We start from the raw sequence: 26,299 nt of genomic DNA, 5'->3' as shown, positions 1-26,299 counted from the left end.
CGGGTGACACAGATCACTAATCAGCGCGTCGCGGCGGCCGGGGCCTGATCACCTCTTTCTTGTACGACTACCGCGAACCGGCTTGGCCGGGCCCCATTTCCGCAGGTTGTCGTCGGTCAGCCCATGGTCACCCTGGATCTGCTGGCGGTAGGCAGCGAAGAATTCCGCCGGAGAACCGCTGTAGGTGATGTCGAACTCGTTGTGCCACTGATAGAGCCACGGCTGAAGTTCGAGTAGACCCGCGAGAAACGGGGTGATCTCCTCAGTTGTCAGGGCGTTGTTGGTGAAATAGGTGGCAAGTGCCTGAGCCTGCTCCCGGTGGTCCCAGCCGGCCCACCCGTACAGGTCGGGGGTCTGAGTGTTGACCGAGCCGTAGGAGATGAAGCGCTCCTTGGGCACGTCGAGCTTGCCCCGCGCCGACCAGTAGGAAGCGCGCAGGAAGTCTGCCGAGCCGTACTTGGGCGGCGTCGGGATCGACTCGCGGATCCGCCGCTTGGTCTTCACGTCCGGATCGTTGGAGAACTCGGGCGCGGCGTCCTCCTGGCGCTGCAAGTCCCAGACCTCTTCCCAGTCGGCACGCTTCTTCAGCCCGCTCGGCTTGTAGCGAAGCACGGACAGGAACGGTACATGCTCGGTGGAGAGCAGATCGGCAACGACCGCCGCCAGATCCCGGCGCGGGGCATAGAGCGCGGCGACGGAAACGAAGTCGCCGTCCCGCGAGAGCGCATCGACGAGGCGAGGCAGCGTGAGGATCGCAGGTTGCCCATTCTCGTCGAACCAGTGCTCACGCGCCTCGATCCGGTCCAGCAACCACGAACGCAGCGCCTTCTCCTGTAGGACGTCCCAGCCTTCGGTCGCCCACCGCCGCTTGTACTCCGGCCGCTCCACCATCCCGATCGCCCGCGACGACTCAATGGCGTCGATCCGCTTCTGCACGATCTGCTTGTACGGATCCGGCCAGTGCTCGGGGATTTCCGTGCAGGGTATGGAGTTGTGCCGTTTAAACCACTCGCCGGACGCCTCGCCGTTGGCAACCCTACGAGCGAGCACGATCTCGAAGGCCCGCTCGCCAAGCGTCAACTCAGGCACGGCGTCCTCGAGCGCGCGCAGATCTTCGACGTGGAGGTTGTAGAGGGAGTAGACCTGCCAGTCCAACTCTTCCTGCAGCGCGATCATCTGCCTGCGGGTAGCCTGCCATCTCGCCTTGGCCTCCCGGAGATCGGCGGCCGTCGGCACTGCGCCGGAAACGGGCGAGGTCGGATTTGTCGCGGCGAGTTGCTGCGCGAGCTCGCCCAGCAAAGCCGCAAGTTCGATTGGATACCCAGTGGAAAGCGGAAACTCCTCAAGGTTGGTTCCTGTGAATTCATATCGCTCTTCCCAGGCTTCGCTCTGGATCCCACGCCCCAGACCGCTGCCGCCCTTCTCCTGACTCACCATCTTGAGCCAGAAGCAGGCGGTGGAGCTATTGAGGAGGCCGAGCAGGCGCAGATGCTCCTCCTCGCTTGCCCCCTCCCGCAGCTTGATCACCGGCGCGGACTGCTTGAACACCTTCCCACCACGGTCGAGCACGAAGTGGTTATGCGTCGCCACAAACGCAAACGTGATCGACAGCGGCGTCCTATACCGATCGGCAACCCATCGATACCAGGCCCACCATGGCTTGCCCAATTCGTTCTGAGTCTTACCGTCAAAGTCAGTTGTAGAGCGGAGGTGGCTTCGCGTCCCCCAAAGCCATCGCCCCCAGCCGCTCGCCTCGTCATAAGGCAACGGGCTTAGTTTTGAATCATACGGAGCGATCGCATTCTCTACGCAGTGAGTGCTCCAGTCGCGCACGACTTCGCCAAGGATGAGCTGCCTCGACACCGTTTCGTCAATCCCTCGACGGCGAAGCGCCTCAGGCGTGCTGATGAAGGCGTCATCCTGGCCTGGGAAGCTGGCGAAACCGATATCGCGAGACAACAAACTCTTCAGAGTGGACGGGCTGCTCGACTGGATCTCCTCATTGAGCTCAAGACCGCCATCAGCCAGGATCCATGGCTGCTTACCGAAGTAGCGCTCACGTTGGAGATCACCCACTGACACCCACCGGTTGTTTGGGTTCGGCTGATCGATCTGCTCGACGATCGCGCGCCAGACCAACCCGTCCTCGGCGATCTCTGGCGCAGATGGCTCTCCTTGGATTCCTCGTACCGTCCGGACGGTCTCGCCCCTCATGCGCCCGGGACGCCGGGTGCCGATGAGGATGACAGTCGGCGTGCCGTGACCTGGGATGTAGGCGCCTGAGGTGTCAATGACCTCCGTCAGCTCGACCTTGTGGGCGAAAAACTCCTCGATCAGCTTGGTCCCGAACTCCCGCTTCATGAACGAGTTGGCCGTGATCTGTCCGACCATGCCATAGCCACGCCCATCGTCGCCACCGCGCTTAGCCAGCTCGAAAAAGCGCTGCGCGAACGGCACCGAGAGCGCGTACTTGCCCGCACAAGCGTGGTAGAGGCCCCGATACAGCTCGTTGAGCTTCTTGTCCTTGACCGTCACGTAGGGCGGGTTGCCCACGACTACGTGATAGCGGCCCGGCTCCAGGATGTGCGGGTGCTCGTGCACGTCCTCGGTCGCATAGGCAAAGTCGACGAGGAGGTCACCCGGAATCTCGTCACCCAAGGTCAGCGGAAGCTGCCGGGCCTTGATCAATGAGTCTCCGACAGCCAGGTGGACGGGCCACTCGTACTTCGCGGCCTCTCGCATCGTCCGCATCCCGGCGGTGGCCATCGCCGCGACCAGCAATCGGAACCTGGCGATCGCAACCGCGAACGGGTTGAGGTCAACGCCATGAACCGAATCCAGAGCTGCTCTGATCCGCTCGTTTAGGTCACGGTCGCCGTGCCGCTCGCCATACAAACGAACCAGCCGCCGGAAGGCGCCCAGCACGAAGTGGCCGGACCCACAGGTCGGGTCAATCATTTTCAGCTCTTCGAAGCCGAACTCCCGGATCGCCGGTTCCATAGTGCGGTCGAGGATGAACTCTTCCACGAACTCCGGCGTCTGAAGCAGCGCGTACGTCTTCCGCGCGTCCTCCGACATCCACTGGTAAAGGTCGCCCAGGAACCGCGTGTCCCAACCTTCGGTGCCGTCCGCGTTCAGCGGATCGGTGAAGTCATGAACAAGAGCACCCGCCTCGTCCCGCTGACGCCAGAACTCGACCAGTTCCCGCGCCCCATCATGAGACAGCGGGATCTGGAACAGCGGATTGTGCCTGCGGTTGAACAGCAGTTCACCCGCCTGCCCCTCGCCCAACTCGGCGAAAGACTGCTCCAGCCAGCCACGATAGGTCGGGTCGGGGTCCTCCTCGACGTAGGTGTCATAGCGAGCCTGCGCGAGGTCACGTCGTTCGGGGTCGGGTGCCGTCAGATACGGCTCGGGAATCAGCCGGTTGTCCTCGCAGAAGCGCACGAACACCGTACCCAGCACCCACGCCACTGCGACCTGCGTCACCCGCTCGTCCAGCCAGGAACCCCACGTCGCGGCGGTACGCCCCAGCTTGCGAGCCTCGTCATACTCAGCACGCAACCGTGACCCGACCTCCGCCACCGCCTTGACCTGCTTGCCGAGGTCGACCTCGACAGCCTTGACCTGGGCCTTCAGGTGGTCCCGCAGCAGTTCGCTGTCGATCACTTGGCGTCTCCCGATCGCGTCGTCTGAGCAAACTCGCCGCCTCGGTGGGCATTCTGCACCCACGAGTCCGGCAACTCGATCCACTCACCCAACCCGGCCTGGTATGGCACAGCTACCGTGCCGATCCGTGGCTCGCGAGCCGGGTCGTTCTGCGGGCACAGCAGCCACAGTCCCCTACGGCCCAACCGCGCCGAGGCGGCCAGCCGGTCGAGGACGCCCATGCCGTCGTAACGGGCGAACACCCCGGCATCGCGCAGCAGCACCGGACCAGAGCCATTGCTGAGCAGCTCCTTAACCTGCGGCTCGATCCGGCCCCACGCCGTGCGGGTGTATTCGGCGAACTTCAGCGCCGCCCGGCTGCCGCGCTCGGCCACGTCTGCCCGGAGGATCGTGTCCCACGTCGGCTTGGCTCCCGGCTGCACCAGCTCGTGCATGGCCTCCAGGAAGAGCTCCGTCACCGAGGTGACCTCGGCTCCGAACCTGCCGCCGACGAGGCCGTCCAGCGCTATCTGGCTCAACCCCGCCCGCACGGTGAGAATCCGGAACCCGTCCCGGCCCGCCGACACGGCGAGCCGCTCCTCCGCGCGCACCGCGCCCGCGAGCTGTGGATCGTCGGCGTAACGGTTGGCGGCACTGAGTCGGGTGGCCTGCCGCCAGGCGCCCATGGAGAGGTAGCTCGTGTCTGTCTCGACGCGAGTGGGCAGGTAGCGGACGGTTCTTGTGTCCTCGCGGGTGGACAGCGTGAGGTCGAACCCGGCCTCACGCAGGGCCTTGGTCAGCAGGCCTCCGACGGGCAACTCCGACTTGCCCTCACAGGTGATCTCCGGGAACCGGGCGAGCACACGCTCGTGGATATCGGCGGCGGTCAGGCCCGGCAGCCGTTCCGGCGGCACGCCGGGGATGTGGCGGACGAGACCCGCCTGCGTGAGCCGCAGTGCCCGCACCAGCGACAGATCACGCGGGTATATCTCCAGTCGTGGCGTGACGGCGGCATTCTTGGAGGCGGCGGCGGCCAGCGCGACCATCCGGCGCTCGTCCCAGTCGATCGTCCCGGGCGGCGGCGTGATCGCGCCCAGCTCGCTCAACACGATGGTCGCCGTCGGTAGCGCGTCGAGCTTGGCCAGCCGGTCGGCGACCTTGCCCAGCCGCTGGGCGTAGTCGAGCAGTCCTGGGGCGGACGGGGTGTCAGGGCTGTCGGTGTCCCCGACTTCCATGGCCAGCAGACCCGCGCCAAGACCCTCATGCGTGGCGTCACGGTTGGGCACATGACGGAACGCGCTGGCGGCCGGATCGAGTTGCTCGATCTCCACCACGGCTCGGACCGCTGCCAGAGCCAGGGCTCGACGCCGGTCGCGGCCCAGCAACCGAGTGCCTCTCCGTACAGCCAAGGTATCCGCGATCTCGGCGGCGGAGGCGACGCGACCCAGCTCGGCCAGCAGCTCAAGGATCTCCGTGCGCAGCGCGGAGATCACCGGGATCTTCTGCCAGCGCACGCGCTGGGTTTTCAGCATCTGCGGGATACGCCCGGCGCTGAGTCCGAGCGCCTCGGCCACGTCCTTCTGCTTCGGCCACGCGCCAATACGCTGGGGCAGCTCGCCTCGCTCGTCGGGCAGGCGCAGCAGCAGCCGCACCATCTCCACCTCGTTGCCGTTCGAGCCGTTCTTCTTCAGCTCGGGCACGAGCAGGGTGGCCAAGGTGTCCAGGCTGACCGAACGCAGGGTGCGTTGCGGCAACATGTCAGCGTTTTCGCCTGTGGCCAGGGTGGTCGCCACCGAGGCTTCCGCGGCGCTGACCTGCCTCAGCTCCTCATCGGCCTTCCTGCGGCCTTCGGGGCTGAGCGGGGAGATCGGGACCAGGCGCAGCCGCTCGCCCCACTCACGCTGACGGCGCTGGATCTCGCTGCGCGTCTTGGCGCCCAGACCGGGAGCGTTGACCAGGCCGCGCTGGCTGAAGTCGAGCAGTCCGCCCACCGTTGTGACGCCCAGGCCGTAAAGGAACTGCTCGGCGGCGGGGGTGAGGCCGGCGGCCGACAGGTGGGTGTCGCGGGTGGCTTCGGCGGCAAGCTGGTCGCGCTGCTGCTCAGCGGACTCCGGCTCAGCGTCGGAGATCGCCGGAGCTGCGTCCTTCTCGGCCGTCGAATCGGGCGCCGGGTGTCGGGAGAGCCGAGGCTTGGACGGCTTGGACTCGGCCAGGTCGAGGAAAATCTTCTTCCAGGCATCCCGCATCGGCTTGAGCTCGGGGAAGCGCTCGGCGACATCCCGGTGCAGGGCCTTGGCGAAGAACGCCGCCAGCGCGTCGCGGATCGCCGGGTCGAAGGCGTCCACGGCGATGGCCGGAGAGGGACTCTCCTTCGGCTCTGTCTGCCGGGCGGAGACCTTGCCCTCGCCCCATTGCGGCAGTTCCCCGGAAGCCATTTCGTGCAACGTAACGGCAACAGCGTAGCGCTCGGCATGAGCGTCGTAGACCGAGCGGGTCAGCGTGCCGATGAACGGGTCGAGGTAGCCGTCGGTGCCCGCGTCCGTCTCCCGAACCGGGTATCCGGCCAGCGAGAAGTCGATCAGAACCAGCTCACGAGTGCGGTTGGGACGCACCCGGATGGCGATGTTGTCGGGCTTGATGTCGCGGTGCCAGACTCCTTCGCCCTCCAGGAAATCGACAGCGCCGAACAAATAGTCGCCGTATGCCTCCAACTGGTCGATCTGGAGCCGCCCGCCCTCACGGAGCTGGCGGGCGACGGTCTCCTCGCGACGGCGGCTGACGCTGCCCGGCTCGGCCGCCGCGCCGGGATCACGCTCGTCGCCGACATACTCCAGGGCCAGCGTGGTGCGGCCGCCGATGACCAGCGGCTCGGGCTCCACCAAGCGGATGATCCGGGAGTCCGGCCGCAGCCGTCCCATCACCTCGGCCTCGCGAACCAGAACGTCCCCGCGGTTGTCCGACAGGGCGACCTTCAGTACGGCGAAGCCGCCCCGGGCTTTCGCCTGCAGGTCACGCACGAGGAAGGCTCGGGCGGTCGAGCCGGTGCCCAGTCTTCGCCGCACCTCCCAGCGGCCGGCCAGGACGTCACCTGCGACGGCTTCCAACGGGTCCTTCTCCGGTGACTCGTCAGCCGTGCCGGGTTCAGGGGTCGTCAGCGAGTCCTCAACGCACTCCAGCATCTCCAGGAACTCATCGACCGAGGAGAGCCGTTGACCGGGGCGATAGGCGGTGGCGGCCTGGACCAGCTCGTCGATGTCCTGCGACAAGCCGTCCACCAGGGCGCTGGGCCGCAACCCCTCCCCCGCCTCCAGCCGGGCCAGCAATTCGGCCTGGGTCGCTGCCGGGGGTTGACCCGTGGCCAGCAGGTAGGTGATGACGCCCAGCCCGTAGACGTCGAGGGCGATCGGGTCGGCATTGAGCGCGGTCAACTCGGGCGCGAGATACGGGTCGGAGTCCTCCGCCAGATGAATCGCCGACAGGGCGGTGGGGGCGAACCTCGGTGTCCCCTGCGGCTGTCCGCCGCTGCGATGGGTGGCGATCTGCCAGTCGGAGATCTGCAGCTGCGGGGAGAGCCAGGCGGCCTCCTCACCCAAGGCCCGACCTTCGCCGCCCCGGTTGCGAGGGATCACATGTACCGAACGCGCGGCCAGAGCACGGTGGTGAATGCGGCCGGAGTGCGCCGAACGCATGGTCTCCGCGAGCTGCCGGACCAAGGCCATCCGACCCAAGATGTCGAGCTTGTCGCCGTACTGGACCAGATATTCGTCCAGACGCAGGGTATGCGGGTGGTAGTCGAAGATCAGCGCGGGGCCGGCCGAATGTCCGGAAGGATCGTACTGCTTGAGCTGGACGACTCCGGGATGGCGGAATCGGCGCAGGATGGCGGCCTCACGACGCGCGGCGTTCTCCACCGATTGGCGGATGGACGCATCCGATCCTCGCTCTCGGAGATAGATGCGGACGCGCGCTGCCTCTGGCAGTTCGCTATGACGCGCGAGGTAGTCGGCCCAGGTCGGACCGGTGTCGAAGGATTTGCGCTCCAGCAGGTAGGGACCAACTTTGTACTCTGCGTCACTGCGCCGGATCCCGATCTTCTCCAGGGTGGACTTGATCTCCCGGGAGTCGGTGTGGGTGATCCGCCGCCGATCATCGCGCGCCGACTGCTGCAGCATCTCTACAAGCTCGTCGACCGTGTGGACGCCGTTCTGGTCATGAGGTGACAGGCGCACTCTCAGCGACGCGTCGGTGAAGCAGACCGCCTCGCTCACCCAGACTCGCTTGCCATGACTTCCCAGCAGCCCGGCGAGCTCTTTCGCCTTCTTGTTCACCAGGTGAAGCGGGTTGCCATGGGGGACCCTGCGACTGGTTGGCGTCGTCTGCACCCAGGTGCCGTTCTCCGTGGTGACACTGCCGTGCCAGTCCTTCAGTTCGATCATGTAGACGCCGCCGGGAGCCACGACCAAAAGGTCAACTTCCCGCACATGACCCGCCTGCGCGGTGAAGGTGAAGTTGGACCAGGCCCGCCAGGGTTCGGCGTTGGGAAGCTTCTCGCGGATGGCCTCCAGCCCACGACGCTCATGGTCGAACTCGGACTCGGTGACTGTGATCCACCGACCTTCGAGCATGCGTCTACTCCGCTGGTCGTCGCTACCTTCATCGGCCTCTGATCAGAGACCGGATCTTACTGAAAGAGCTTATCTGCGGGGTATGACACTTGAGGAATTCATGGAAGAAAGACGCTCGCTCGCCGGGGTCCATTGTGGACCAGGCGTCCTGCGCGGTGGGAGCGCCCCGGTCGAACGAGTCCTTCGGGCTGGGCCGCTGAGATCGAACGCGAGGCGGGCGATGTGGAGCCACTTGATCTGTTCTTCCCCTTCCTGGACGAGGATCGAACCTGGCGCCGCACGGCGACATGGTGTGCCGCGCTGATATTCCAACTCACGAATATTCCGGACGGCATTGACCGCGAGGAATCCTCGACTTAACTTCCGAGTGAGCAATCGACTACAGGAGGTCACCATGCACCTGGTAAAGATCGCGGGCGGCGACTGCGGTCGGGATGACTGCCCGACCGTCTTCACGATGCCCCACAGCGGCATGGTGGCCGTTCAGGGCTACACCGTCGATCGGGAGACACCCGAGGGAGAGTCGGTCGTGAGCATTCCGGCCAAGGTCCTCCTGGAGGCCGCACGTGCGCTTGGAGGGTGACGCCTGGCGCGAGTTCTTCGACGGCTTCCAGACCTCGGCCTGGCGCCTGGAGACTCGCGCGGTCTACTCCATGCCGGGCGAGCAGGAAGAGTTCGCCTCCTTTCTGACCACAGGACGGCTGGACATCCCGGACGACGACGCGTGGCTGGCCCGGGTGCGTGACTTCAGGGCTTCAGGACGCACGATAGGCAGAGTGCACGCTCTCACCCGACCGCTCTCCGATTACCTGCGCTATGAATTCGCGGTGTATAGGCACACATCACGAGCCGGCGAAGACGTCAGGATTGCGGATCTCACCAACACTCCCCATCCAGGCATACCGGATTTCGATTTCTGGATGTTCGACGAAAAGCATGTGGTTCTTATGGAGTATGACCCGAACGGCGTTCAGGTGGGACGCGAACTACTGGACCGTCCAGACATCGCGCGTTTCATCGAATACCGGGATGTAGCCCTGCGCCACTCGGTGCCTTTCCATGAGTATCAGGCTGGACCGAGGAGCGGTGTTCGAACCGAGTGAACTGGGCCGGCGGCGCGACGATCTGGCCACCGCGCTGCGCGAACTGCGGAGGGCATCGGGCCTGACCGGAGATCGACTGGCCGCTCGAAGCGGCATCAGCCAGAGCAAGATCTCCAAGATCGAGACAGGCAAAGTCCTGCCCTCCGCAGTCGACGTCGAGCGCATCCTGCGCGCCCTGAACGCTTCCCCTGACATGATCGAGGAGATCACCTCTCTCACGCGACTGGCGAACACGCAGTTCCAAGACTGGCGCTCTACCCTTCGGCGCGGCCTACGTCATCGTCAACGCGAGTTGGCCGCCATCGAAGCGGACTCGACCGAACTGCGCTACTTCCTGCCGACCATGATCACTGGCCTCCTGCACACACCTGAGTACGCTCGGGCCAGCCTGGCCGGCAACCCCGGCGACCTCACCCAGGCGATCGCCAAGCGCCTGGAGCGGCAGGCCGTCCTGTACGACCGGAGCAAGAGCTTCACCTTCGTCCTCACCGAGGCGGCAGTGCGCTGGCCTCTGTGCCCGGCGGATGTCATGGCGGTCCAACTTGGTCGTCTGGCATCGCTGGCGGTTCTTCCCAATATCCGCCTAGGCGTCATCCCCGTGGCTCAACCGCACCTGCCAGAGGGGCCGCTGAGCACATTCACGGTCTACGACAGTCGGCTGGCCACTGCGGAGGTGTTCGCCGGCGCGATAATCATGCGGGATCCCCGGGATATCGCCTACCACCGGGAGCTTTTCTCGCTCTTCGTAAGTTATGCGCGGTTCGGAGACGAAGCCATCGCGCTACTCACCCAATGGGCCGAAGAATTCCGCCACGGAAGCTAGCGGTTATTCCGACTCGCGATTTATTCCATGACTCGAATAGTCTGCCCACCCCCTGTTTCCTTCATAGCGTGGAGGCACCTTCGAACCTGCGGACAAAGGAATGCATCGTGGCGACCCGCGCACCGCAACTCGCCGGCGTTTCGCCGATCGTCGCGGCCGACCATCTACGGCAGGCACTCGCACAAGAGGGCATCGCCGCCGACTTGCACGGCGGGTACGGCTTGGCGCTGGTATCCGTATGGGTTGACCTGGTGGTCTGGTCGGACGGGCTTCGCTTTTGGTGGCGTGTCGGCTGGAACGGAGAACACCCGAGACCCGTCTACGCGTGGCATCCATCGGCGGACCCGACGCGCGCCAGCCGCCGCGTGGCGCTCCGCTATGCGGACCTTCGCGCCACGCACCCGCCTTCCGAAGCGACTCCCGGTGCGTATCCATGGGTGTGAGCTTGCGCGAATTGATCAGCGCGTTCCCCGGCTGGGACATCTCAGACGCGGCCGGCGGGGGCTGGTACGCGGTCCGCATCGCCACGGTCCCCGCACACAGCGGGCTCTCCAATGTCCGGTGCGGAGCCACCTTGGACGAACTGCGTAAGCACCTGGAGCTGGAAGCCCAACCCGCGCGACGCCCTGCCCGGCTGCGAGGTGCGGCCTGACCTGCCGCCCCGTGTATCGGCGGCGCTTCATTCCTGCCCGCTCTCCGCACTGCGCAGCAGGCCGAAAGCGCGGTTGGAGTACGGAACGCGTCCAGCGGCGGGTTCGATCCGATGCCGAAGGGGTCTTCGGCATCCTTCACGGACGGCGCGGAATCTAGGCTCACGGCCATCCCCTGTCCTGCTGGAGGCCTCCATGTCCGGGCCTGATCAACTGTTCGCCAAGCTGCGGGCCAGGCCGGCGCGGGCCTGCGTCTGGGTGCAGACGCTGATCCTGCTCGTACACCCTGGATCTTCGAGCCGCGGGGGTGGGAGCGACACATCTCCTCACAGAGCCCGCCCAGGATCGGTTTCACCTGCGGCGGCGGAACAAGCAACGAGCCGGTTGACCGGTGAGCGCCCCGAGGGCGACGGTGCGAACGATCGCCGTCCGCACGCCCGGGACGAGCTACGGCGGGGCGGCGTGGTCTGGCTGGCCTATGCCACCGCGGTGCGGCACCTGATCCGGCTCGCGGTGCCCGCCGTGGCGGTATTCCTGCCGATCGGCCTGCTTGCGGCGTCGGCGCTGGTTTTGCTCGCGGACGGGTCGGCGGCGGTGGTCAACGACGACTTCGAGCTGATCGGCGCGCCTGATATGTCCTTGCTGGCGTGGTCGGCGGCGGTGCTGGTCGTCTTGGTGGCCGGACAGACGGTGGCGCTGCCCGCAACGGTGATGCTCGCCACCGGGCGACTGGTCGGCAAGGACGTCTCGACCTCCGACGCGATGCGGGCCGCGGCCCGGCGCTGGCCCGCGACGGCGGTACTCGTCCTGGTCGGCGTGGTGGCGTTCACGGCGGCTCTGGCGGCCGGGCTCGGCATTCTCATGTGGACCGGGGCGCAGGTCACGGCTTACGCCGTAATGGCGGTCCTGGCCCTGGCCGCGATGCCGTGCCTGCTGGCCGTGGCGCCCATGGTCTTGGAGGGCCGGTCCGCGAGGGGCTCGCTCGCTCGCGCCTACCGGCTGACGGCCGGCGCCTCCTGGGCGACGCCGCTCACGCTGGCCTTCGGCGTCGTGCTTTTACCCGCGCTGGCCGCGCGGGCGGTGAACTGGGCGGTGTCCGGGCTGCCCATTGTGCCGGCCGTGGCCGGCTTCGTACTGGCGCTGATCACCGTGCCGTTCCAGGCGGCCGTGATCGCCCGCCTGTTCCTGCACCGCCTGGTCCTCAAGGGGACGATCAACGAGTTCAAGGAGATCGTCGACGGGCTGCCGGCGAGCACGCCACGCCCGGTCAGGCGCGTGCCGGTGCTCATGGCGCTGATCCTGCCCGGCCTGCTGTACTGCGGCGCGGTGCTGATCAACCCGCTCGGCTGGCTGGTGGTCTCCGAGACGGCCGTCACAGAGAATTGGTCACGCGGCCCGGACTCCCAGGTTTCTGAGGAGGACGGACGTCCAAAGCCGCAACTCCATGCGTCGGACCTGCAAGCCCTGCACGTAGGGCCAGGCGGGCGCATGGTCATGCTCATGGACGACTCCGCCGAGGCGAAGCTGCTGACCTGCATGGACATCAACTGCACTCAAACCCGGTTCACCTGGGCCGAGCCAGTCGGCGTCGCCGGCCGGTTCACAGCGGCGGGCGCCCGGCTGGCGGACGGCCGTCTCGTCGTGTCGACGTGGACGCAGGAGGGCGCGGACGAGGATGGGCTGATCCTGGACTACGACAAATGGCGCGCCTGGCTTCGGCTGTTGATATGCGACGCGACGGCCTGCATCCCAGCCCCTGGCGGCAAGCCCATCACGGAGGTGACGTCGTCCGTCCAGCACAGGACGGTCGCCCTGGCGGCACGGCCCGGCGGCGGCCTGCTGGTCGCCCAGCTCCACGACCATCCCTTCAGCGCGCGTGACATCGACAAGGAATCACTCTCGATCACCACCTGCGATGATCCGGCCTGCACCCATCCACGCACCAAGGAGATCGCCAAGCTTCCCGCCGACAGATACAGAGTCGACAGGCGCGGCCTCGTCGTGGGCGTGGGTCCCGACGACCGCCCCGTTGTCCTGCGCTTCGACCGCGACACCGGCTCGATCTTCGTCATCTCCTGTGCCGATCCCGCCTGCGCCCGGACACGCCTAGGACAGCCCGTCCGGGAAGGTTCGCCCGATTACTCCGACCACGCCCACCGAGCCGACACCGCCATGGTGGTCCAGGCCGACGGGCGGCCGCTGGTCGCCCACCTGGACGTGAGCGACGGCGCGATCAAGCTGCTCGACTGCCACACCCGCGAGTGCTCAAAGGCCGACAGCGTCACGCTGGCCGAACCCGGTCGCAACACTGCGCCGGCAATGGTGCTGGACCGGAACGGGCGGGCGCTGGTGGCCTACCAGGACCTCGACCGCGAACGGATCGTCATCGCCACCTGCACGGGAACACGCTGCACTCGTACTCCGGTTACGACGATCCGGCGCGGCGGTGGTAATCGCCTGGCCATGGCGCTGAACGGCCAGGGCCGGCCCGTGATCACCTGGATGGACGTCGCAGGCTGGGACGACTGGGACCTTGTCGTCACCACGCCGCTCAACCTGCCCTGACCCGCGACAGCGCATGCCCTCGATGGAGCAATCGACGCGGGCTCTGCCCGTTTCCTCACGGGCCAGGTCGATGGAGGCTTCGCTGACCGGGCTCGAACCGGCGTCCACCCGGTCCCGAGCCGGGCGCTCTACCACTGAGCTACAGCAAGGCCATGCCATCGTGCGAGGCGCCGCCGACCAGGCTCGAACCGGCGGCCGCCCGGACGAAGAGCCAGGCGTTCCACCGCTGAACCAAGTGGGCCGCCTCTCAACCTAATCGATCATCTCCACGGGCACCACGGATTAATGGCGACCGGGTTCGCATCACGGGGTGTCCTTGATCGGCAGGTCGCTGACCACCACCCCGGAGGCCAGCCCGTGCGTGGCATCGTCGGCCAGTTCCGGCTTGATGTGCTTGCCGCTGAACACCCCGGCCCGGCGCAGCAGCCCGGCCCAGACCGGGTCGGCGATGCTCACCCCGTGCACCAGTTCGGGCGTCGGCCGGAAGACGGCCACGCCGCGCCTGGCCGCGGGCGCCGTCCAACCGGATCTTTCCGGATCCAGCTTCGCCGTACGGCACGCCGCCTCGACCTCGGTCCGCGTGCAGTCCGCGCTCCCGTCCAGCACCTCCCACGGCAACGGCAACGCCGCCCACACCGCGGTATTGGGATCGACGTCACCGCTGTGCCAGGCAACCAGGTCGCTGGCCATCAGCCGCATCGTCTTGCCCGGGCAGGCCACCTCCAGGAGGTCGAGCGCGCCGAGCGAGGCCAGACACGCCAGCCAGCCGGAACGGGCCGCGTTGTAGGCGGTGGCGAGGTTGTTCCAGGTGGTGGAGTCATCGCCCCGCCGTACGATCATCGTCGTCCGGTCTGTGTCCGGATTCCACCGCTCGCGCAGCAGGTCGGCACTGTGGCGCATGACCGCCGACCACTGGCCCAGCAGCCTGCCTCGCTCTTGCTCGCTCAGGTGTTCCAGCACGTCCGGGGAGGCGCGGACTTGGGCGACCATCCACCAGTCACTGCCCGCCAGACACCGCTTCAGCGACATCGCGGCGATCTCGTCGAACGGGTTCTCCCGCCCCGACAGGCTGAACTCCCGGCGCAGCTTACGCCGCGCGGTGAAGTAGGCCACGAAGCACGCCGCGTCGGCGTCGGCCAGGAAGCGCTCCAGCGGGATATCGGTGCCGAACCCGGTGACGCCCACCATGAGCAGGCGACGCTTGTCCTGCTCGATGCCGAGCGTGGCGGTCTTGGCGGCGATCCGGCGCAGCATCCGGAAACGACGGTTGTACTGCCGTTTGGACAGCTCCATGCCCGCCGTCTCGCGCGCGTCGCGGTTGAGCCGGTCGGCCAGGAAGTCGGTGCGCTGGGGCGTCCAGCGGATGTCGCGTCCCATGGTCGCGGCGAACTCCAGCAACGACTCCGGATCGTCCGGGTCGACCTCCACGGTCCGGTCGAACAGCCGGGTGGCGGCGGCGACCTGCCGGGCGCCGCCGACCGGCCGGGCGTAGTCGGCGGACATCGAGGAGAACCAGCCCTGTCGACGGGCCGAGTGCTTGGCCGCCCGCTCCAGCAGCACCCGCTCACGGCGCGACACGCTCCCGTCCAGGGCCCGCAGCACCAGGTCGGCCACGTCCTCGGGCCGGTATCGACGATCCAGCGAGCCGTGCAGCTCCACCAGGACTACCCGGCGGGCTGGAACGCGGCCGTCGGCCTCGCGATACTCCATGATCCCATCATCCACGTCCGCGCCATCCCGCCTCAAACGATTTGCCGGCGCGCGGGCCGGACCCGATGTCCGCCAAGCCCTGACCGTGTGACCGGAGGTCGTCCGCCACCGGTTCCAGAGATTCGGCAAGCCACTCTCATGACCAGGAAAGGTGGCCGGGTCGTTCCAGGGCGGATCACGACAAGGCTGAAAACCTCCCCGTGGGATATGCAGTGACCCGCTGTCCGATCACCGCACGGAGGTGCGCCATGACGATCAACGCCAATCTCGACAAGCTGCTCGACAAGGCATTCGAGAAGTACGAGCTGGAGAAGCTGCCCGCCGCCCCGGTGAGCGCGCTCGCCGGGGTGAGCGACGCCGACGCCGAGTCGCTGGCCAAGGCGTTCAACATCAAGACCATCGGCGATCTCGGCCGCAACAAGCACTTCCGCGCCGCGGTGGCCATCGTCAACCTCGTCGACGCCGCCAAGTAGCGGTGCGCCGTGAAGACGCCCTGTCCATCTTGGGCGTGGGCGGGGCGTCTCAGCTCACAGGGCGCCTCGACATCCCACGGGGTCTCGGCTCACAGCGGGTGTCTCGGACTGACCGGGTCGGTGTCCACATCCGGTCACCCGTGATCGCCGACCGCCAGCTGGCGCCCGTGTGGCCGCACCAGCGACGCACACATGAGAAGAGGCCCGCTCCTCATGATGAGTAGCGAGCCTCTGGCCTGCGACAAGCGTGGTGGGCGATACTGGGATCGAACCAGTGACCTCTTCGGTGTGAACGAAGCGCTCTCCCGCTGAGCTAATCGCCCGCCCTGCGGCCCCTTGCGGCGCCGACGGGAAAACCATACCGCACTCCGGGACCAGGTGGCGAAGCGGCGGGAGGCTCGGAGGGGGATTCGGGGAAAGGGTGCGGTTGCCCATCGGCGTGACGGCTCGTTGGCATACCATCGTCGTGTTCCGGTAGGTGCCGATCGTGATCTTTTCTCAAGGAACGTTCTTGGTGGGCTCCCCGGAGCAGGCTCCACGAACACGCAAAACCCTTGTAAATACGACCCGATTGATGCCGTTTAGCCAGGTAGATGCCTAAATGTCCAGCTGTGATGTGCGTTACAGAAGGGCCTAGGAGCGGAATCTTTCCTACAGGTTTCTTCGTTCCGCGTGATAGCTCAGGACGAAGTCCGTCAGAGCAGTGATAGCCCCGAAGAGGGGACCTTCGACGAAAAGGTTTGGCTGACGATGAACAGCACCACCGTCTCCGCCGAGCTTGGCCTTCGGCTTGTGGTCCCCGACCGTACTACCGTCCCCCTGCTCGCCGGACTGAGTTACACGGCCGACGACCCGTACGCCATCCGCATGGCCTTCCACGTAGGGAACGACGAACCGGTCGAGTGGATCTTTGCCCGTGAGTTGCTGACAGTTGGCATCGTGAGACGCGTCGGCGACGGCGACGTGCAGGTATGGCCCGCACGCGCCGACGGCGAACGCACCCTGCACATCAGTTTGACCTCGCCGTTCGGCCAGGCACTGTTCGAGGTGCCGTTGGCGCCGCTGACCGAGTTCCTCCACCGCACCTACGAGAAGGTGCCCGCCGGCCGCGAGACCGACTTCATGGACCTCGACGCCGAACTCACCAATATGCTCTGGCCGAGTTGACCTTTTTTGATCTTTTACGGCAGAGCACGGTGAGCCCCAGGCGCCGCACAGGGCTGGGGTCTGTCCAGGGGCACGCTCCTCCGGTGGAGGTGGCCGGGCGCCGTTACGTGCGCATTCTTGACCCCGGTCCGGGGATTGGGCCGGGGTCTCATGATTTGTGCGGGGCCGCCCGGGGTCTGATCATTAGGCCGGGGTCCCAGTGAACGCGTGCCCGAGGTCCGCGCCATAGACGACATGACCATAGACGGTATGTCGGGTTCCTGATGGTTTGCTGGGATTATTGGGTGATCTCGGTCAGAGCCGCTTTCATTCTCGTAATCTCGATGCTCTGGCCCGAGTAGACGTCTCTCGCCATGCGCCTCATCGGCTGGTCCGTGCCGGCTGAGAGCTCTTCTCCGGCCATCTTCAGGGCGCCACCGTGGTGTCTGACCATGAGTTGCAGGAACAGGCGGTCGAAGGCGGCCGCGCGGGCGGCCCGCAGGGCGTTCATCTCCTCCAGGGTGGCCATGCCGTAGCCCTCGGGGCCGTGAGAGTGGTCGCCGGGGACCGGGCGGCCGAGGGAGGCGAGCCAGGAGGACATGACGGTGATCTCGGGACGCTGCACACTGGCGATCTGCTCGGCGAAGCGGCGTACGGCCGGTGTCGTCGTACGGTCCTTGACCAGGCCGGTCATCTCCAGCGCCTGCCGGTGGTGCGGGATCATGCCTTCGGCGAAACGCACGTCGGCGGCGGCCGGGGCGGGCGGCGGCTGGCCGAGGCGTTCGCCGGGCGTGGCCGTGCGGGCGGGGCTGCCCGGGCCCTGTGGGACGATCACCGGAGCGTCGGTGCCGATCGCGGACGGCTGCTCCGCCTCCTGGGCGCACGCCGACAGCACGGGCAGCACGAGTGCCGCCAAGACTGCGGGAATGAGCGCACGCGATCGGGACCTTTCTGACATAGCTTCCATAGTGACCCAGGAACGAGAGGGAAGCGCGTGATCTTCGGAAAGGTACGGGTGGCGGCGGCGTGCGCGGCACTCCTGCTGATGGCCGCGTGCAGCGCCGGTCCGCGAGGGGAGGATCCCTCCGGAGACGGGGGTGAGCCCCTCACCACCGCCCAGCCGACCGGTGACGCGAAGACGAGCCCGAACGTCAAACGGGTCGCCCACGTGCCCCGCACGGCTCCGCTCAACGGCGCCATGGACTGGAACACCGACCTGGCCTTCCAGGGCGACTACGCGTACGTGGGCAACTTCGGCGGGTTCTCGATCTACGACATCAGCGACCCGACCAAGCCCAAGACCGTCAGCCAGGTCGCCTGCCCGGCGCAGCAGAACGACGTCTCGATCTACGGCGACCTGCTGATCCTGTCGATCGACGAGCCGCGCAGCGACGAGAGCTGCGCCTCCACGACGAAGAGCCAGGCCTGGGAAGGGCTGCGGATCTTCGACGTCAGCGACAAGAAGAACCCGAAGTACGTCTCGGCCGTCGCGACCGACTGCGGCTCGCACACGCACACGATGATCCCCGACGGGGAGACGCTGTACGTGTACGTGTCGTCGCCGGGCCCAGAGCCGGAGTCGGACACGTGCCCGCCGCCGCACGAACTCCTCCAGGTCGTGGAGATCCCCACCAATGACCCCAAAGCCGCCAAGGTCGTGGCAAGGCCGAACTTCTTCCCGGACCGCGAGGAGACGGGCGCCGGGTGCCACGACATCACGGCGTTCCCGGAGAAGAAGCTGGCCGCGGCCGCCTGCTTCGGTGACGGCGTGCTGCTCGACATCTCCGACCCGGTCAACCCGAAGCTGCTCCAGCGGATACGCGACGAGGAGAACTTCCAGCTCTGGCATTCGGCGACGTTCAACAACGACGCGACCAAGGTGGTGTTCAGCGACGAGCTGGGCGGCGGCTCCGCGCCGACCTGCGACCGGGACACGCCGCGGACCAAGGGCGCGGACGCGATCTACGACCTCACGAACGGCCAGCTGGAGCGGCGCGGCTACTTCAAGATCCCGCGCGAGCAGGAGCAGGACGAGAACTGCGTCGCCCACAACGGCTCGCTCCTCCCGGTGCCGGGCAAGGACATCATGGTCCAGTCCTGGTATCAGGGCGGCGTGTCGATCTGGGACTTCACCGACTCCGCCAACGCCAAGGAGATCGGCTACTTCGATCCGCCCCCGTTCGACGGCGTCGCGGGGTCCTGGTCGGCCTATTACTACAACGGCTACATCTACTCCAGTGACATCCGGGGCGGCCTGGACGTCATCGAGATCAAGGATCCGCTGACCGACCCGGCCAAGCAGGTCAAGATGGACGACTTCAACGTCCAGACCCAGAAGTCCTACTGAGGTGCCGTGATGGTCCCCGCCCGCCAGTTGCTGTAGGTGGTGGCGAAGGAGGAGGCCAGCCGGATGTTGGCGTTGAGCGCGCGCCAGGACAGGTCGAAGAAGACCGGCCTGTCGCGCGGGTCCAGCTTGAGCTTCCAGGTGAGCTGGGTGTCGGCGAGGTCGTCGACGGTCCACCCGCCGGTGATCTCCGAGATCTTGTCCTGCAGGGCCCGCGGGCCCTTGCTGGTCACCAGGGATCCGGAGTAGGACCGCCCCTCCGCGCTGATCCGCGGCGTCAGGCTGATCACGTCGAGCAGGGCGCCGATGCCCGCGGTCACGGGGAGCATCTCGGCGAAGTAGAGCGACGCCGACGCCTCCTTGCCCTTCACCGGCTTGCCGTCCAGGTAGACCGCCGGTGTGTCGGAGCTCTCTATGACGACCACCTGGCGGCTGTCGCCGACCGACTCCACCCGCATGTCGAAGTCCGTGGTGGTGTCATCGCTCGCGCCGAACACGAGCCGGCCCCGGGCCTGGCCGGCGTACGCGCTCTCGCTCAGGCCGCCCGAGTAGGTGAAGTCGGCCAGCGGCGTCACGATGGTCGCCGCCTCCACGGCCGCGACCAGCTCCGCGCGCTTGGCCGGCGGCGGGGGGACCAGGGACTCGGCCGCGCCGGTGGTCGTCGATGACGGTGTACCGGTGGCGGCGGCCGGTGTGATGGGTGCGCGGCCGGCCGCCCGCTCCCAGAGCAGCACCCCGCTGACCAGCAGCGCCGTCGCCGCGAGGCCCGCCCCGGCCAGCATCTTCCTGCGCGCCAGCAGCGCCCGCACGGTGCCGATGGCCGGCGGCGGCCCGGCCACCAAGGTGTCGGCCGCCGCCAGCGCGCCCTGTTCGAGCACGTCGGCCTCTTCCGAGCGCCGGTCCTCACCGAGCAGCTCCAGCAGGACGCCGCGCGCCGTGGGACGGGCCGCGGGGTCCTTGGCCAGGCAGCGGGCCACGATCCCGCGCAGCGGCTCGGCCAGATCGCCCAGGTCGGGCTCGCCCTGCAGGATCCGGTAGGCGACCGCGGCGATCGTGTCCCCGCCGAACGGCGCCTGCCCGGTGGCCGCGTACGCCATCGTGGAGCCCCAGGCGAACACGTCGGCCGGCGCCCCGACGGGCCCGTCGCCGAACTGCTCGGGCGCCATGTAGCGCGGTGTCCCGGCCAGCCCGCTCTTGGTCGCGGTGAGCCCGGCGAGCCGGGCGATGCCGAAGTCGATGACCCGCGGCCCGTCCTGGGCCATCAGCACGTTGCCCGGCTTGAAGTCGCGGTGCACCACGCCCGCCCGGTGGATGGCGGTCAGCGCGGTGACCGTGCCGATGGCCAGGCGGGTGAGGGGCGTGCCGCGCAGGGGCGCGACCTCCTCCAGGGAGGGGCCGTCGATGTACTCGCTCACGACGTAGGGCGGGTCATGGTCGAGGTCGGCGGTGATCACCCGGGCCGTGCAGAACTCGGCGACCTGCCTGGCGGCGGCGAGCTCCCGCTGCGCCGTGCGATCGACGCCGCCCGCCACGCCGCCCGCCATCACCTTGATCGCCACTCGCTCGCCACCCGGCTTCTCGGCCAGGTAGACCACGCCCTGCCCACCCTGCCCGAGCCGGCCCACGATCAGATAGCCGCCGAGCCGCAGCGGGTCGCCCGGCCGGGGTGTATCGACGGCCATCTGCTCAGGGGTTGAGGTCGGCGGCGGCGTGCTCGGCGAAGATCCGCATCGCCTTCGCGGTGATCGGCCCCGGAGCCACCGGCAGCTCGGTCTCGTCGACGAGCCTGATCGGCTGGATGTCGCGGGTGGTGGAGGTCAGGAACGCCTCCTCGGCGGTGTAGAGGGCGGACAGCGGTACGTCGGCCTCCTCGCCACCACACCATTGGAGCACCAGCGCCCTGGTGACGCCGGCCAGACAGCCGGACTCGAGAGTCGGGGTGAGCAGCCGCCCGTCGCGGACGATGAAGATGTTGGAGCCGGTGCCCTCGCACAGGTTGCCGGCGAGGTTGCCGAAGATGGCCTCGCCGCCGCCACGCGCCTTGGCGTGGGCCAGGGCCTTGGCGTTGTCGCCGTAGGAGGTGCTCTTGACGCCGGCCAGGGCGCCGTTCTCATTGCGCGGCCAGGGGACGACGGTGACGTTGGCGGTGCCGGGGAACGGCTTCTGCTCGTCGACGATCACGATCGAGGTGGTGCCCTGGTCGCCGCGGTCGGAGCCGAGGGGGCCCGGGCCGCTGGTGTAGGTGATGCGGATGCGGCCGAGCGGCCAGTCGGGGGCGGCGGCCAGACACTTGCCGACGCCGTCCTCGATGGCCCCGAGGTCGGGCTCGGGCAGGTCCATGCGCTGGGCCGACAGCGCGAGCCGGTCGAGGTGCCTGGTGAGCGCGAACGCCTCGCCGTGCACGATCTTGATGGTCTCGAAGACTCCGTCGCCGACCATCAGCCCATGGTCGAACACCGAGACGGTCGCCTGCGCGGGGTCGATCAGTTCCCCGTTGACCCAGACAGGGATGGTCATCTATTTCCTCCTGAGGATGCCAGTGCGATGAGCCTGGACGCCTTCAGCTCGGTCTCGAGCCATTCACGCCGGGGATCGCTGCCCCAGGTTATGCCCGCGCCCGTGCCGAAGCGGATCTCGCCTGCTTCGATCCAGAACGTACGGATGCCCACAGCCAGCGCCGCCCGTCGACGGTCGGCGTCGACCCAGCCCACGGCCCCACAGTACGGCCCGCGCGGCTCCGGTTCGAGCTCATTGATGATGCGCAACGCGGACGACTTGGGCGCGCCGGTGACCGAGCCGGGCGGGAAGGTCGCCGCGAACAGCTCCGGCCAGCCCGCCCCGGGCGCCAGCCTGGCCCGTACGGTCGACACGAGGTGGACCAGCCCGGGATGCTCCTCGACGGCGCAGAGCAACGGCACCTCGACGGAGCCGACGGCGGCGATCCGGCCGAGGTCGTTGCGGACCAGGTCGACGATCATGACATTCTCAGCGTAGTCCTTCTCCAGCAGGTCGTCCGCCGTGGCGCCGGTGCCCTTGATCGGTCTTGACTCGATCAGGTCCCCCTCGCGCGACAAATACAACTCGGGCGAGGCCGACACCACGCTCAGTCCGGGCACCTGGACGACGGCCGCGTAGGGGGCCGGGTTGCCGGTGGCCAGGCGGGCGGCCAGGGCCAGCGGGTCGGCGTCGTGGGGCAGCGGCGCGGTCAGGACGCGGCAGAGGTTGGCCTGGTAGACCTCGCCCCGCTCGATGTAGTCGCGGATGGTCTGGACCCCGCGCTCGTAGGCGGCCTGGTCGAGGGAGCTGTGCCACCGGTCGGGGGCGGGGCCGTGCCAGGGGGTCGTGGGGGTGGGCAGGGGCGCCTGGCGTACGTGGTCGAAGCGGGCGCACGTCACCTTACCCTCGTAGTCGACCACCACCGCCCACCAGCCGTCGCCGTCGAGCGCGGCCAGGTCGGTCGTCAGGTCGCGCAGGCCGGTGGCGAGGAGGTTGCCTACGGAGGCGAAGCCGTCGTACACACCTGCCATTCTCCCAGCAATCGGACGAACTCCCGCGCGGACGGCAGCGGCACTTCGGGCAGGGCCGCGTACACCTTGCGCGCCGGGACCAACCCCCTCAGGGGCCGCAACACCAGGTCGGCGGGTACGGCCCGCGCCGCGAGCTCCGGCACCAGCGTCACCCCGAGCCCGGCGGCGACGCAACCGAACTTGCCCGTCCATTCGGCCACCCGCAGCCCGCTGCGCGGCGTGAACCCGGCGGCGGCGCAGGCGGTGACGAGCAGCGTCGGCTGTCCGCGCGGCGCCGCCTCGATCCACGTCTCCTCGGCCAGGTCGCGCAGGTCCACGTCGGGTTCGGCGGCCAGCCGGTGCGCCCGTGGCAGCGCCACCAGCAGCCGGTCCTCGCGCAGCGGCACGATCCGGCCGCCGTCGGCGGGCAGCCCGGCGGGATAGTCGCTGATCACCGCGACGTCCAGCGCGCCCGCCTGCAGCCGCTCCATCAGCCGCGTCGTCAGCCCCTCGACCAGCCGTAGCCCGACCTCCGGCCGGCGCTCGGCGAACCGCTTGAGCGTCACGGGCACGAGATCGACGTTGGCCGTGGCGAACGCGCCCACCCGCAGCGTGCCGCCGCTGCCGCCGTGGATCGCGGTCAGCTCCTCGCACGCGCGGTCGAGCCGGTCGAGCACGGCGACGGCATGCCGGTGCAGCGCCACTCCCGCCGGCGTCAGGCGTACGCCCCTGGCCAGCCGCTCGAACAACGGCCCGCCGGTGGCCCGCTCAAGGGCGGCGATCCGCCGCGAGACGGCCGACTGGGTGTATCCGAGCAGCTCCGCGGCGGCAGTGAACGAGCCGCTTTTGGCCACCTCGTCGAAGAGGCGCAGCGCGACGGTGTCGAAGGCATTCGTGTCTGTCATGGCTGACATGCAATCTAGTCGGTGGTGGAATGCCTCGCATGTCAGTTAACTGGGGAACGTGATTGCATTTCTTGGACAGGGACGCATGGGCGTCCCCATGGCCCGGCGGCTCAGCGAGGCCGGGCATCAGGTGACGACATGGCGGCGCGGGACCGGTGTCCCGGTCGCCGAGGCGGTCGACGGGGCGGATCTGGTTCTCACGATGCTGCGGGACCCGGCCGCCGTGCGCGAGGTGTTGACGGCCGCGCTGCCGGGGCTGCGACCCGGCGCGACGGTGGTGGAGATGTCCACGATCGGGCCGGAGGCGGTGCGGGAGCTGCGCGCGCTGCTGCCCGCCTCCGTGAAGCTGGTGGACGCGCCCGTCCTGGGCAGCGTCGCTCCCGCGGCCGACGGCACGCTGACCGTGCTGGCGGGCGGCGACCTGGCGGGGGTGCGCGATGTGCTGTCGGTGTTCGGCACGGTGCGCGAGTGCGGGCCGCCGGGGGCGGGCGCGGCGATGAAGCTCGCCGTCATGAGCGCCCTGGTGCCGGCGCAGGTGCTGCTGGCGGAGACGTACGCGTACGGGGAGGCGCACGGGGTGGACCGCGACGCCCTGGCCGAGGTGCTGTCGGCCACCCCGCTGGGCGTCCTGGCCGAACGCCTGCGCACGCCCGCCCCCGAGACCCGCTACGCGCTCGGCCTGGCGGCCAAGGACCTGACGCTGGCCGCCTGGCCGGGCGCCACCCTGGCCACCGCGGCCCGCGCACGCCTGCAGGAGGCCGAGGCGGCCGGGCTCGGCGACCACGACGTGACGGCCATCGCCACCCACGTCGGCGGGCGGCCCGCGCACCGGGCCGTGCCGATCAACCCCGCGACCGTGCCGGCCACGAACGGCTTCTACTCCCATGCCGTACGGGTGGGCGACATGCTGTACGTCTCCGGGCAGGCGGCCTTCGACTCGAACGGGCAGCTCGTCGGGGAGGGGGACATGGCGGCTCAGGCCGAGCACGTGTTCCAGTGTCTGGGGCGGATTCTCGCCGATCAGGGGGCGGGGTTCGAGGACGTGGCGTTCCTCCGGACGTACCTCACGAACATGGACGATCGGGTGGCGTACGGGCAGGTGCGTCGCAAGTACTTCCCGGGGACGCCGCCCGCGAGCACGACGGTGGAGGTGTCGAAGCTGTTCATGCCGGGGCTGCTGCTGGAGATGGACGCGATCGTCGCCCTGCCGTAGCAGCGCGAGACCCGAAATACGGCGAAAAATTACGCCAGGCGGCCCGTGACGGACTCGGCGGCGGCGACCACGCCGCCGTCGGCGACCAGGCGGACGGCGTACTCGATCTCCGGCGCCAGGAAGCGGTCGGGGCCGGGCCCCGGGACGGTCTCGCGCAGCGCCTTGACCACCGCGCCGGTGGCGGGCGCCGGCTCCAGCGGGGCGCGCAGGTCGAGGGCGCGGGCGGCGGTGAGCACCTCGACGGCCAGCACCCGGGTGAGGCCGTCGACCGACTTGCGCAGCTTGCGGGCCGCCGACCAGCCCATGGAGACGTGGTCCTCCTGCATGGCGGAGCTGGGGATCGAGTCCACGCTGGCGGGCGCGGCGAGCCGCTTGAGCTCGGAGACGATGGCCGCCTGGGTGTACTGGGCGATCATGTGACCGGAGTCCACGCCGGGGTCGTCGGCCAGGAACGCCGGCAGGCCGTGGTTGCGCGCCACGTCCAGGAAGCGGTCGGTGCGGCGTTCGGACATCGAGGCCAGGTCGGCGGCGACGATGGCCAGGAAGTCCAGTACGTAGGCGACGGGGGCGCCGTGGAAGTTGCCGTTGGACTCGACGCGGCCGTCGGAGAGCACGGCGGGGTTGTCCACGGCGCTGGCCAGTTCCCAGGTGGCGACGTTCGCGGCGTGGGCGATCGTGTCGCGGGCGGCGCCGGCCACCTGGGGGGCGCAGCGCAGGGAGTAGGCGTCCTGGACGCGGGTGCAGGCGGTCGGGTCGCGGTGGCTCGCCATGATGCCCGATTGATCCAGAATTTTCGTCATATTGGCGGCGGAGAGGGCCTGGCCGGGCTGCGGCCGGAGCGCCTGCAGTTCGGGGGCGAAGACGCGGTCGGTGCCCAGCAACCCCTCGACACTCATCGCGGCGCTCACGTCGGCGGTCCTGACGAGCATGGTCAGGTCGTCGATGGCCAGGATGAGCATGCCGAGCATGCCGTCCGTGCCGTTGATGAGCGCGAGGCCCTCCTTGGCGGCCAGCTCGACGGGCTCGATGCCCGCCTGCTTGAGCGCCTCTTCCGCTGCGGTGATATTTCCGGACTCATCCCGTACGACGCCCTCACCCATCAGCGTGAGCGCCACGTGCGCCAGCGGCGCCAGATCGCCCGAGCAGCCGAGGCTGCCGTACTCGTGCACGACCGGCGTGATGCCCGCGCTGATGAGCGCGGCCAGCGTCTTCGCGGTGGTCGGCCGGATGCCGGTGTGACCGGTGGCCAGCGTGTGCAGGCGCAGCAGCATGAGCGCGCGCACCACCTCGGTCTCGACCTCGGGACCGTTGCCCGCGGCGTGGCTGCGGACCAGCGAGCGCTGGAGCTGGGCGCGCAGAGCCGGGTCGATGTGCCGCGTGGCCAGGGCCCCGAACCCGGTCGAGATCCCATAGGCGGGCACCGGGCTCTCGGCCAGCTCGTCGACCAGCTGCCGGGCCGCGGAGATCGCGGCGATGGCGTCGTCGGTGAGCTGTACGGGGGCGCCGTGACGGGCCACCCGGATGACGTCGTCGAAGGTGAGGGGCTCTGGACCGACGTTCACGACTCCGTTGTCGCGCATGATGACTC

Annotated in this window: 19 protein-coding genes and 2 tRNA genes; 10 read left to right on the top strand and 11 right to left on the bottom strand. The window is 68.4% G+C overall.

Going from position 1 to position 26,299, the window contains the following annotated elements; translation table 11 throughout:
* Positions 1–48: 48 nt before the first annotated feature.
* Together pglX and pglW are read right to left on the bottom strand one after the other, a co-directional pair.
* A complete protein-coding gene (gene pglX / locus AB0L53_RS35375; RefSeq protein WP_364003476.1) occupies positions 49–3,669 on the bottom strand; it encodes a BREX-2 system adenine-specific DNA-methyltransferase PglX in 3,621 nt (1,206 codons plus the stop codon).
* Positions 3,666–8,273 (bottom strand): BREX system serine/threonine kinase PglW, encoded by a 4,608-nt coding sequence (pglW, locus tag AB0L53_RS35370; protein WP_364003473.1) that lies wholly within the window; start codon positions 8,271–8,273, stop codon positions 3,666–3,668. Before pglW ends, pglX begins: the two co-directional genes overlap by 4 nt.
* A gap of 394 nt (positions 8,274–8,667) precedes the next feature.
* Here pglW and AB0L53_RS35365 point away from each other — a divergent pair, with 394 nt between their 5' ends.
* The 6 genes from AB0L53_RS35365 (at position 8,668) to AB0L53_RS35340 (ending at position 13,414) form a co-directional block, all read left to right on the top strand.
* A complete protein-coding gene (locus AB0L53_RS35365; RefSeq protein ID WP_364003470.1) occupies positions 8,668–8,856 on the top strand; it encodes a hypothetical protein in 189 nt (62 codons plus the stop codon).
* Entirely contained in the window at positions 8,840–9,376 is a 537-nt protein-coding gene (locus AB0L53_RS35360; RefSeq protein ID WP_364003467.1) for a DUF6879 family protein, read from the top strand. Before AB0L53_RS35365 ends, AB0L53_RS35360 begins: the two co-directional genes overlap by 17 nt.
* Positions 9,333–10,199, top strand: coding sequence for a helix-turn-helix transcriptional regulator (locus tag AB0L53_RS35355; protein ID WP_364003464.1), 867 nt, complete (start codon positions 9,333–9,335; stop codon positions 10,197–10,199). The genes AB0L53_RS35360 and AB0L53_RS35355 overlap by 44 nt, the downstream gene beginning before the upstream one ends.
* 107 nt (positions 10,200–10,306) lie before the next feature.
* Positions 10,307–10,642, top strand: coding sequence for a hypothetical protein (locus AB0L53_RS35350; protein WP_364003461.1), 336 nt, complete (start codon positions 10,307–10,309; stop codon positions 10,640–10,642).
* A 2-nt stretch (positions 10,643–10,644) separates the two neighbouring features.
* On the top strand, positions 10,645–10,851 hold the full coding sequence (locus AB0L53_RS35345; protein WP_364003458.1) for a hypothetical protein: 207 nt from the start codon (positions 10,645–10,647) through the stop codon (positions 10,849–10,851).
* Positions 10,852–11,233: 382 nt separating this feature from the next.
* Complete coding sequence (locus tag AB0L53_RS35340) at positions 11,234–13,414, top strand: hypothetical protein (protein WP_364003455.1); 2,181 nt, start codon at positions 11,234–11,236, stop codon at positions 13,412–13,414.
* Between the two features lie 77 nt (positions 13,415–13,491).
* Here the strand turns inward: AB0L53_RS35340 and AB0L53_RS35335 are convergent.
* Together AB0L53_RS35335 and AB0L53_RS35330 are read right to left on the bottom strand one after the other, a co-directional pair.
* Positions 13,492–13,563 (bottom strand) — tRNA-Pro (locus AB0L53_RS35335).
* Positions 13,564–13,717: 154 nt separating this feature from the next.
* Positions 13,718–15,124 carry a hypothetical protein gene (locus AB0L53_RS35330; protein ID WP_364003452.1) on the bottom strand — a complete coding sequence of 469 codons (1,407 nt, stop codon included), beginning with the start codon at positions 15,122–15,124 and terminating at the stop codon, positions 13,718–13,720.
* A 248-nt stretch (positions 15,125–15,372) separates the two neighbouring features.
* On the opposite strand from AB0L53_RS35330, the gene AB0L53_RS35325 reads away from it, so the two are divergent.
* Positions 15,373–15,597 carry a hypothetical protein gene (locus AB0L53_RS35325; protein WP_357955675.1) on the top strand — a complete coding sequence of 75 codons (225 nt, stop codon included), beginning with the start codon at positions 15,373–15,375 and terminating at the stop codon, positions 15,595–15,597.
* A 248-nt stretch (positions 15,598–15,845) separates the two neighbouring features.
* Here the strand turns inward: AB0L53_RS35325 and AB0L53_RS35320 are convergent.
* Positions 15,846–15,920, bottom strand: a tRNA-Val gene (locus tag AB0L53_RS35320).
* Positions 15,921–16,347: 427 nt separating this feature from the next.
* On the opposite strand from AB0L53_RS35320, the gene AB0L53_RS35315 reads away from it, so the two are divergent.
* Entirely contained in the window at positions 16,348–16,764 is a 417-nt protein-coding gene (locus AB0L53_RS35315) for an SsgA family sporulation/cell division regulator (RefSeq protein WP_020547189.1), read from the top strand.
* Positions 16,765–17,041: 277 nt separating this feature from the next.
* Here AB0L53_RS35315 and AB0L53_RS35310 read toward each other — a convergent pair whose 3' ends face one another.
* The gene (locus tag AB0L53_RS35310; protein WP_364003449.1) at positions 17,042–17,659 is read right to left on the bottom strand and encodes a DUF305 domain-containing protein; all 618 of its coding nucleotides are present in this window, start codon (positions 17,657–17,659) and stop codon (positions 17,042–17,044) included.
* A 78-nt stretch (positions 17,660–17,737) separates the two neighbouring features.
* Between AB0L53_RS35310 and AB0L53_RS35305 the strand changes: the two genes are divergently transcribed.
* The gene (locus AB0L53_RS35305; protein ID WP_364003446.1) at positions 17,738–19,090 is read left to right on the top strand and encodes a hypothetical protein; all 1,353 of its coding nucleotides are present in this window, start codon (positions 17,738–17,740) and stop codon (positions 19,088–19,090) included.
* Here AB0L53_RS35305 and AB0L53_RS35300 read toward each other — a convergent pair.
* The 4 genes from AB0L53_RS35300 to AB0L53_RS35285 are packed head-to-tail and all read right to left on the bottom strand — an operon-like array spanning position 19,084 to position 23,498.
* The gene (locus AB0L53_RS35300; protein ID WP_364003443.1) at positions 19,084–20,769 is read right to left on the bottom strand and encodes a serine/threonine-protein kinase; all 1,686 of its coding nucleotides are present in this window, start codon (positions 20,767–20,769) and stop codon (positions 19,084–19,086) included. The genes AB0L53_RS35305 and AB0L53_RS35300 overlap by 7 nt on opposite strands.
* A gap of 4 nt (positions 20,770–20,773) precedes the next feature.
* Positions 20,774–21,604 carry an aminotransferase class IV gene (locus AB0L53_RS35295; protein ID WP_364003440.1) on the bottom strand — a complete coding sequence of 277 codons (831 nt, stop codon included), beginning with the start codon at positions 21,602–21,604 and terminating at the stop codon, positions 20,774–20,776.
* Entirely contained in the window at positions 21,601–22,614 is a 1,014-nt protein-coding gene (locus AB0L53_RS35290; RefSeq protein ID WP_364003437.1) for a chorismate-binding protein, read from the bottom strand. The genes AB0L53_RS35295 and AB0L53_RS35290 overlap by 4 nt, the downstream gene beginning before the upstream one ends.
* Positions 22,581–23,498 carry a LysR family transcriptional regulator gene (locus AB0L53_RS35285; protein WP_358546054.1) on the bottom strand — a complete coding sequence of 306 codons (918 nt, stop codon included), beginning with the start codon at positions 23,496–23,498 and terminating at the stop codon, positions 22,581–22,583. Before AB0L53_RS35285 ends, AB0L53_RS35290 begins: the two co-directional genes overlap by 34 nt.
* A 58-nt stretch (positions 23,499–23,556) precedes the next feature.
* Here AB0L53_RS35285 and AB0L53_RS35280 point away from each other — a divergent pair, with 58 nt between their 5' ends.
* The gene (locus AB0L53_RS35280; RefSeq protein ID WP_364003433.1) at positions 23,557–24,711 is read left to right on the top strand and encodes a Rid family hydrolase; all 1,155 of its coding nucleotides are present in this window, start codon (positions 23,557–23,559) and stop codon (positions 24,709–24,711) included.
* 29 nt (positions 24,712–24,740) lie between these two features.
* Here AB0L53_RS35280 and hutH read toward each other — a convergent pair whose 3' ends face one another.
* Positions 24,741–26,291, bottom strand: coding sequence for a histidine ammonia-lyase (gene hutH / locus AB0L53_RS35275; protein WP_364003430.1), 1,551 nt, complete (start codon positions 26,289–26,291; stop codon positions 24,741–24,743).
* Between the last annotated feature and the right edge of the window lie 8 nt (positions 26,292–26,299).

Source organism: Nonomuraea sp. NPDC052129 (assembly GCF_040680095.1).
Classification (GTDB): domain Bacteria; phylum Actinomycetota; class Actinomycetes; order Streptosporangiales; family Streptosporangiaceae; genus Nonomuraea.
The sequence above is the reverse complement of the archived record's forward strand: the minus strand, read 5'-3'. Positions and strand labels throughout refer to the sequence as shown.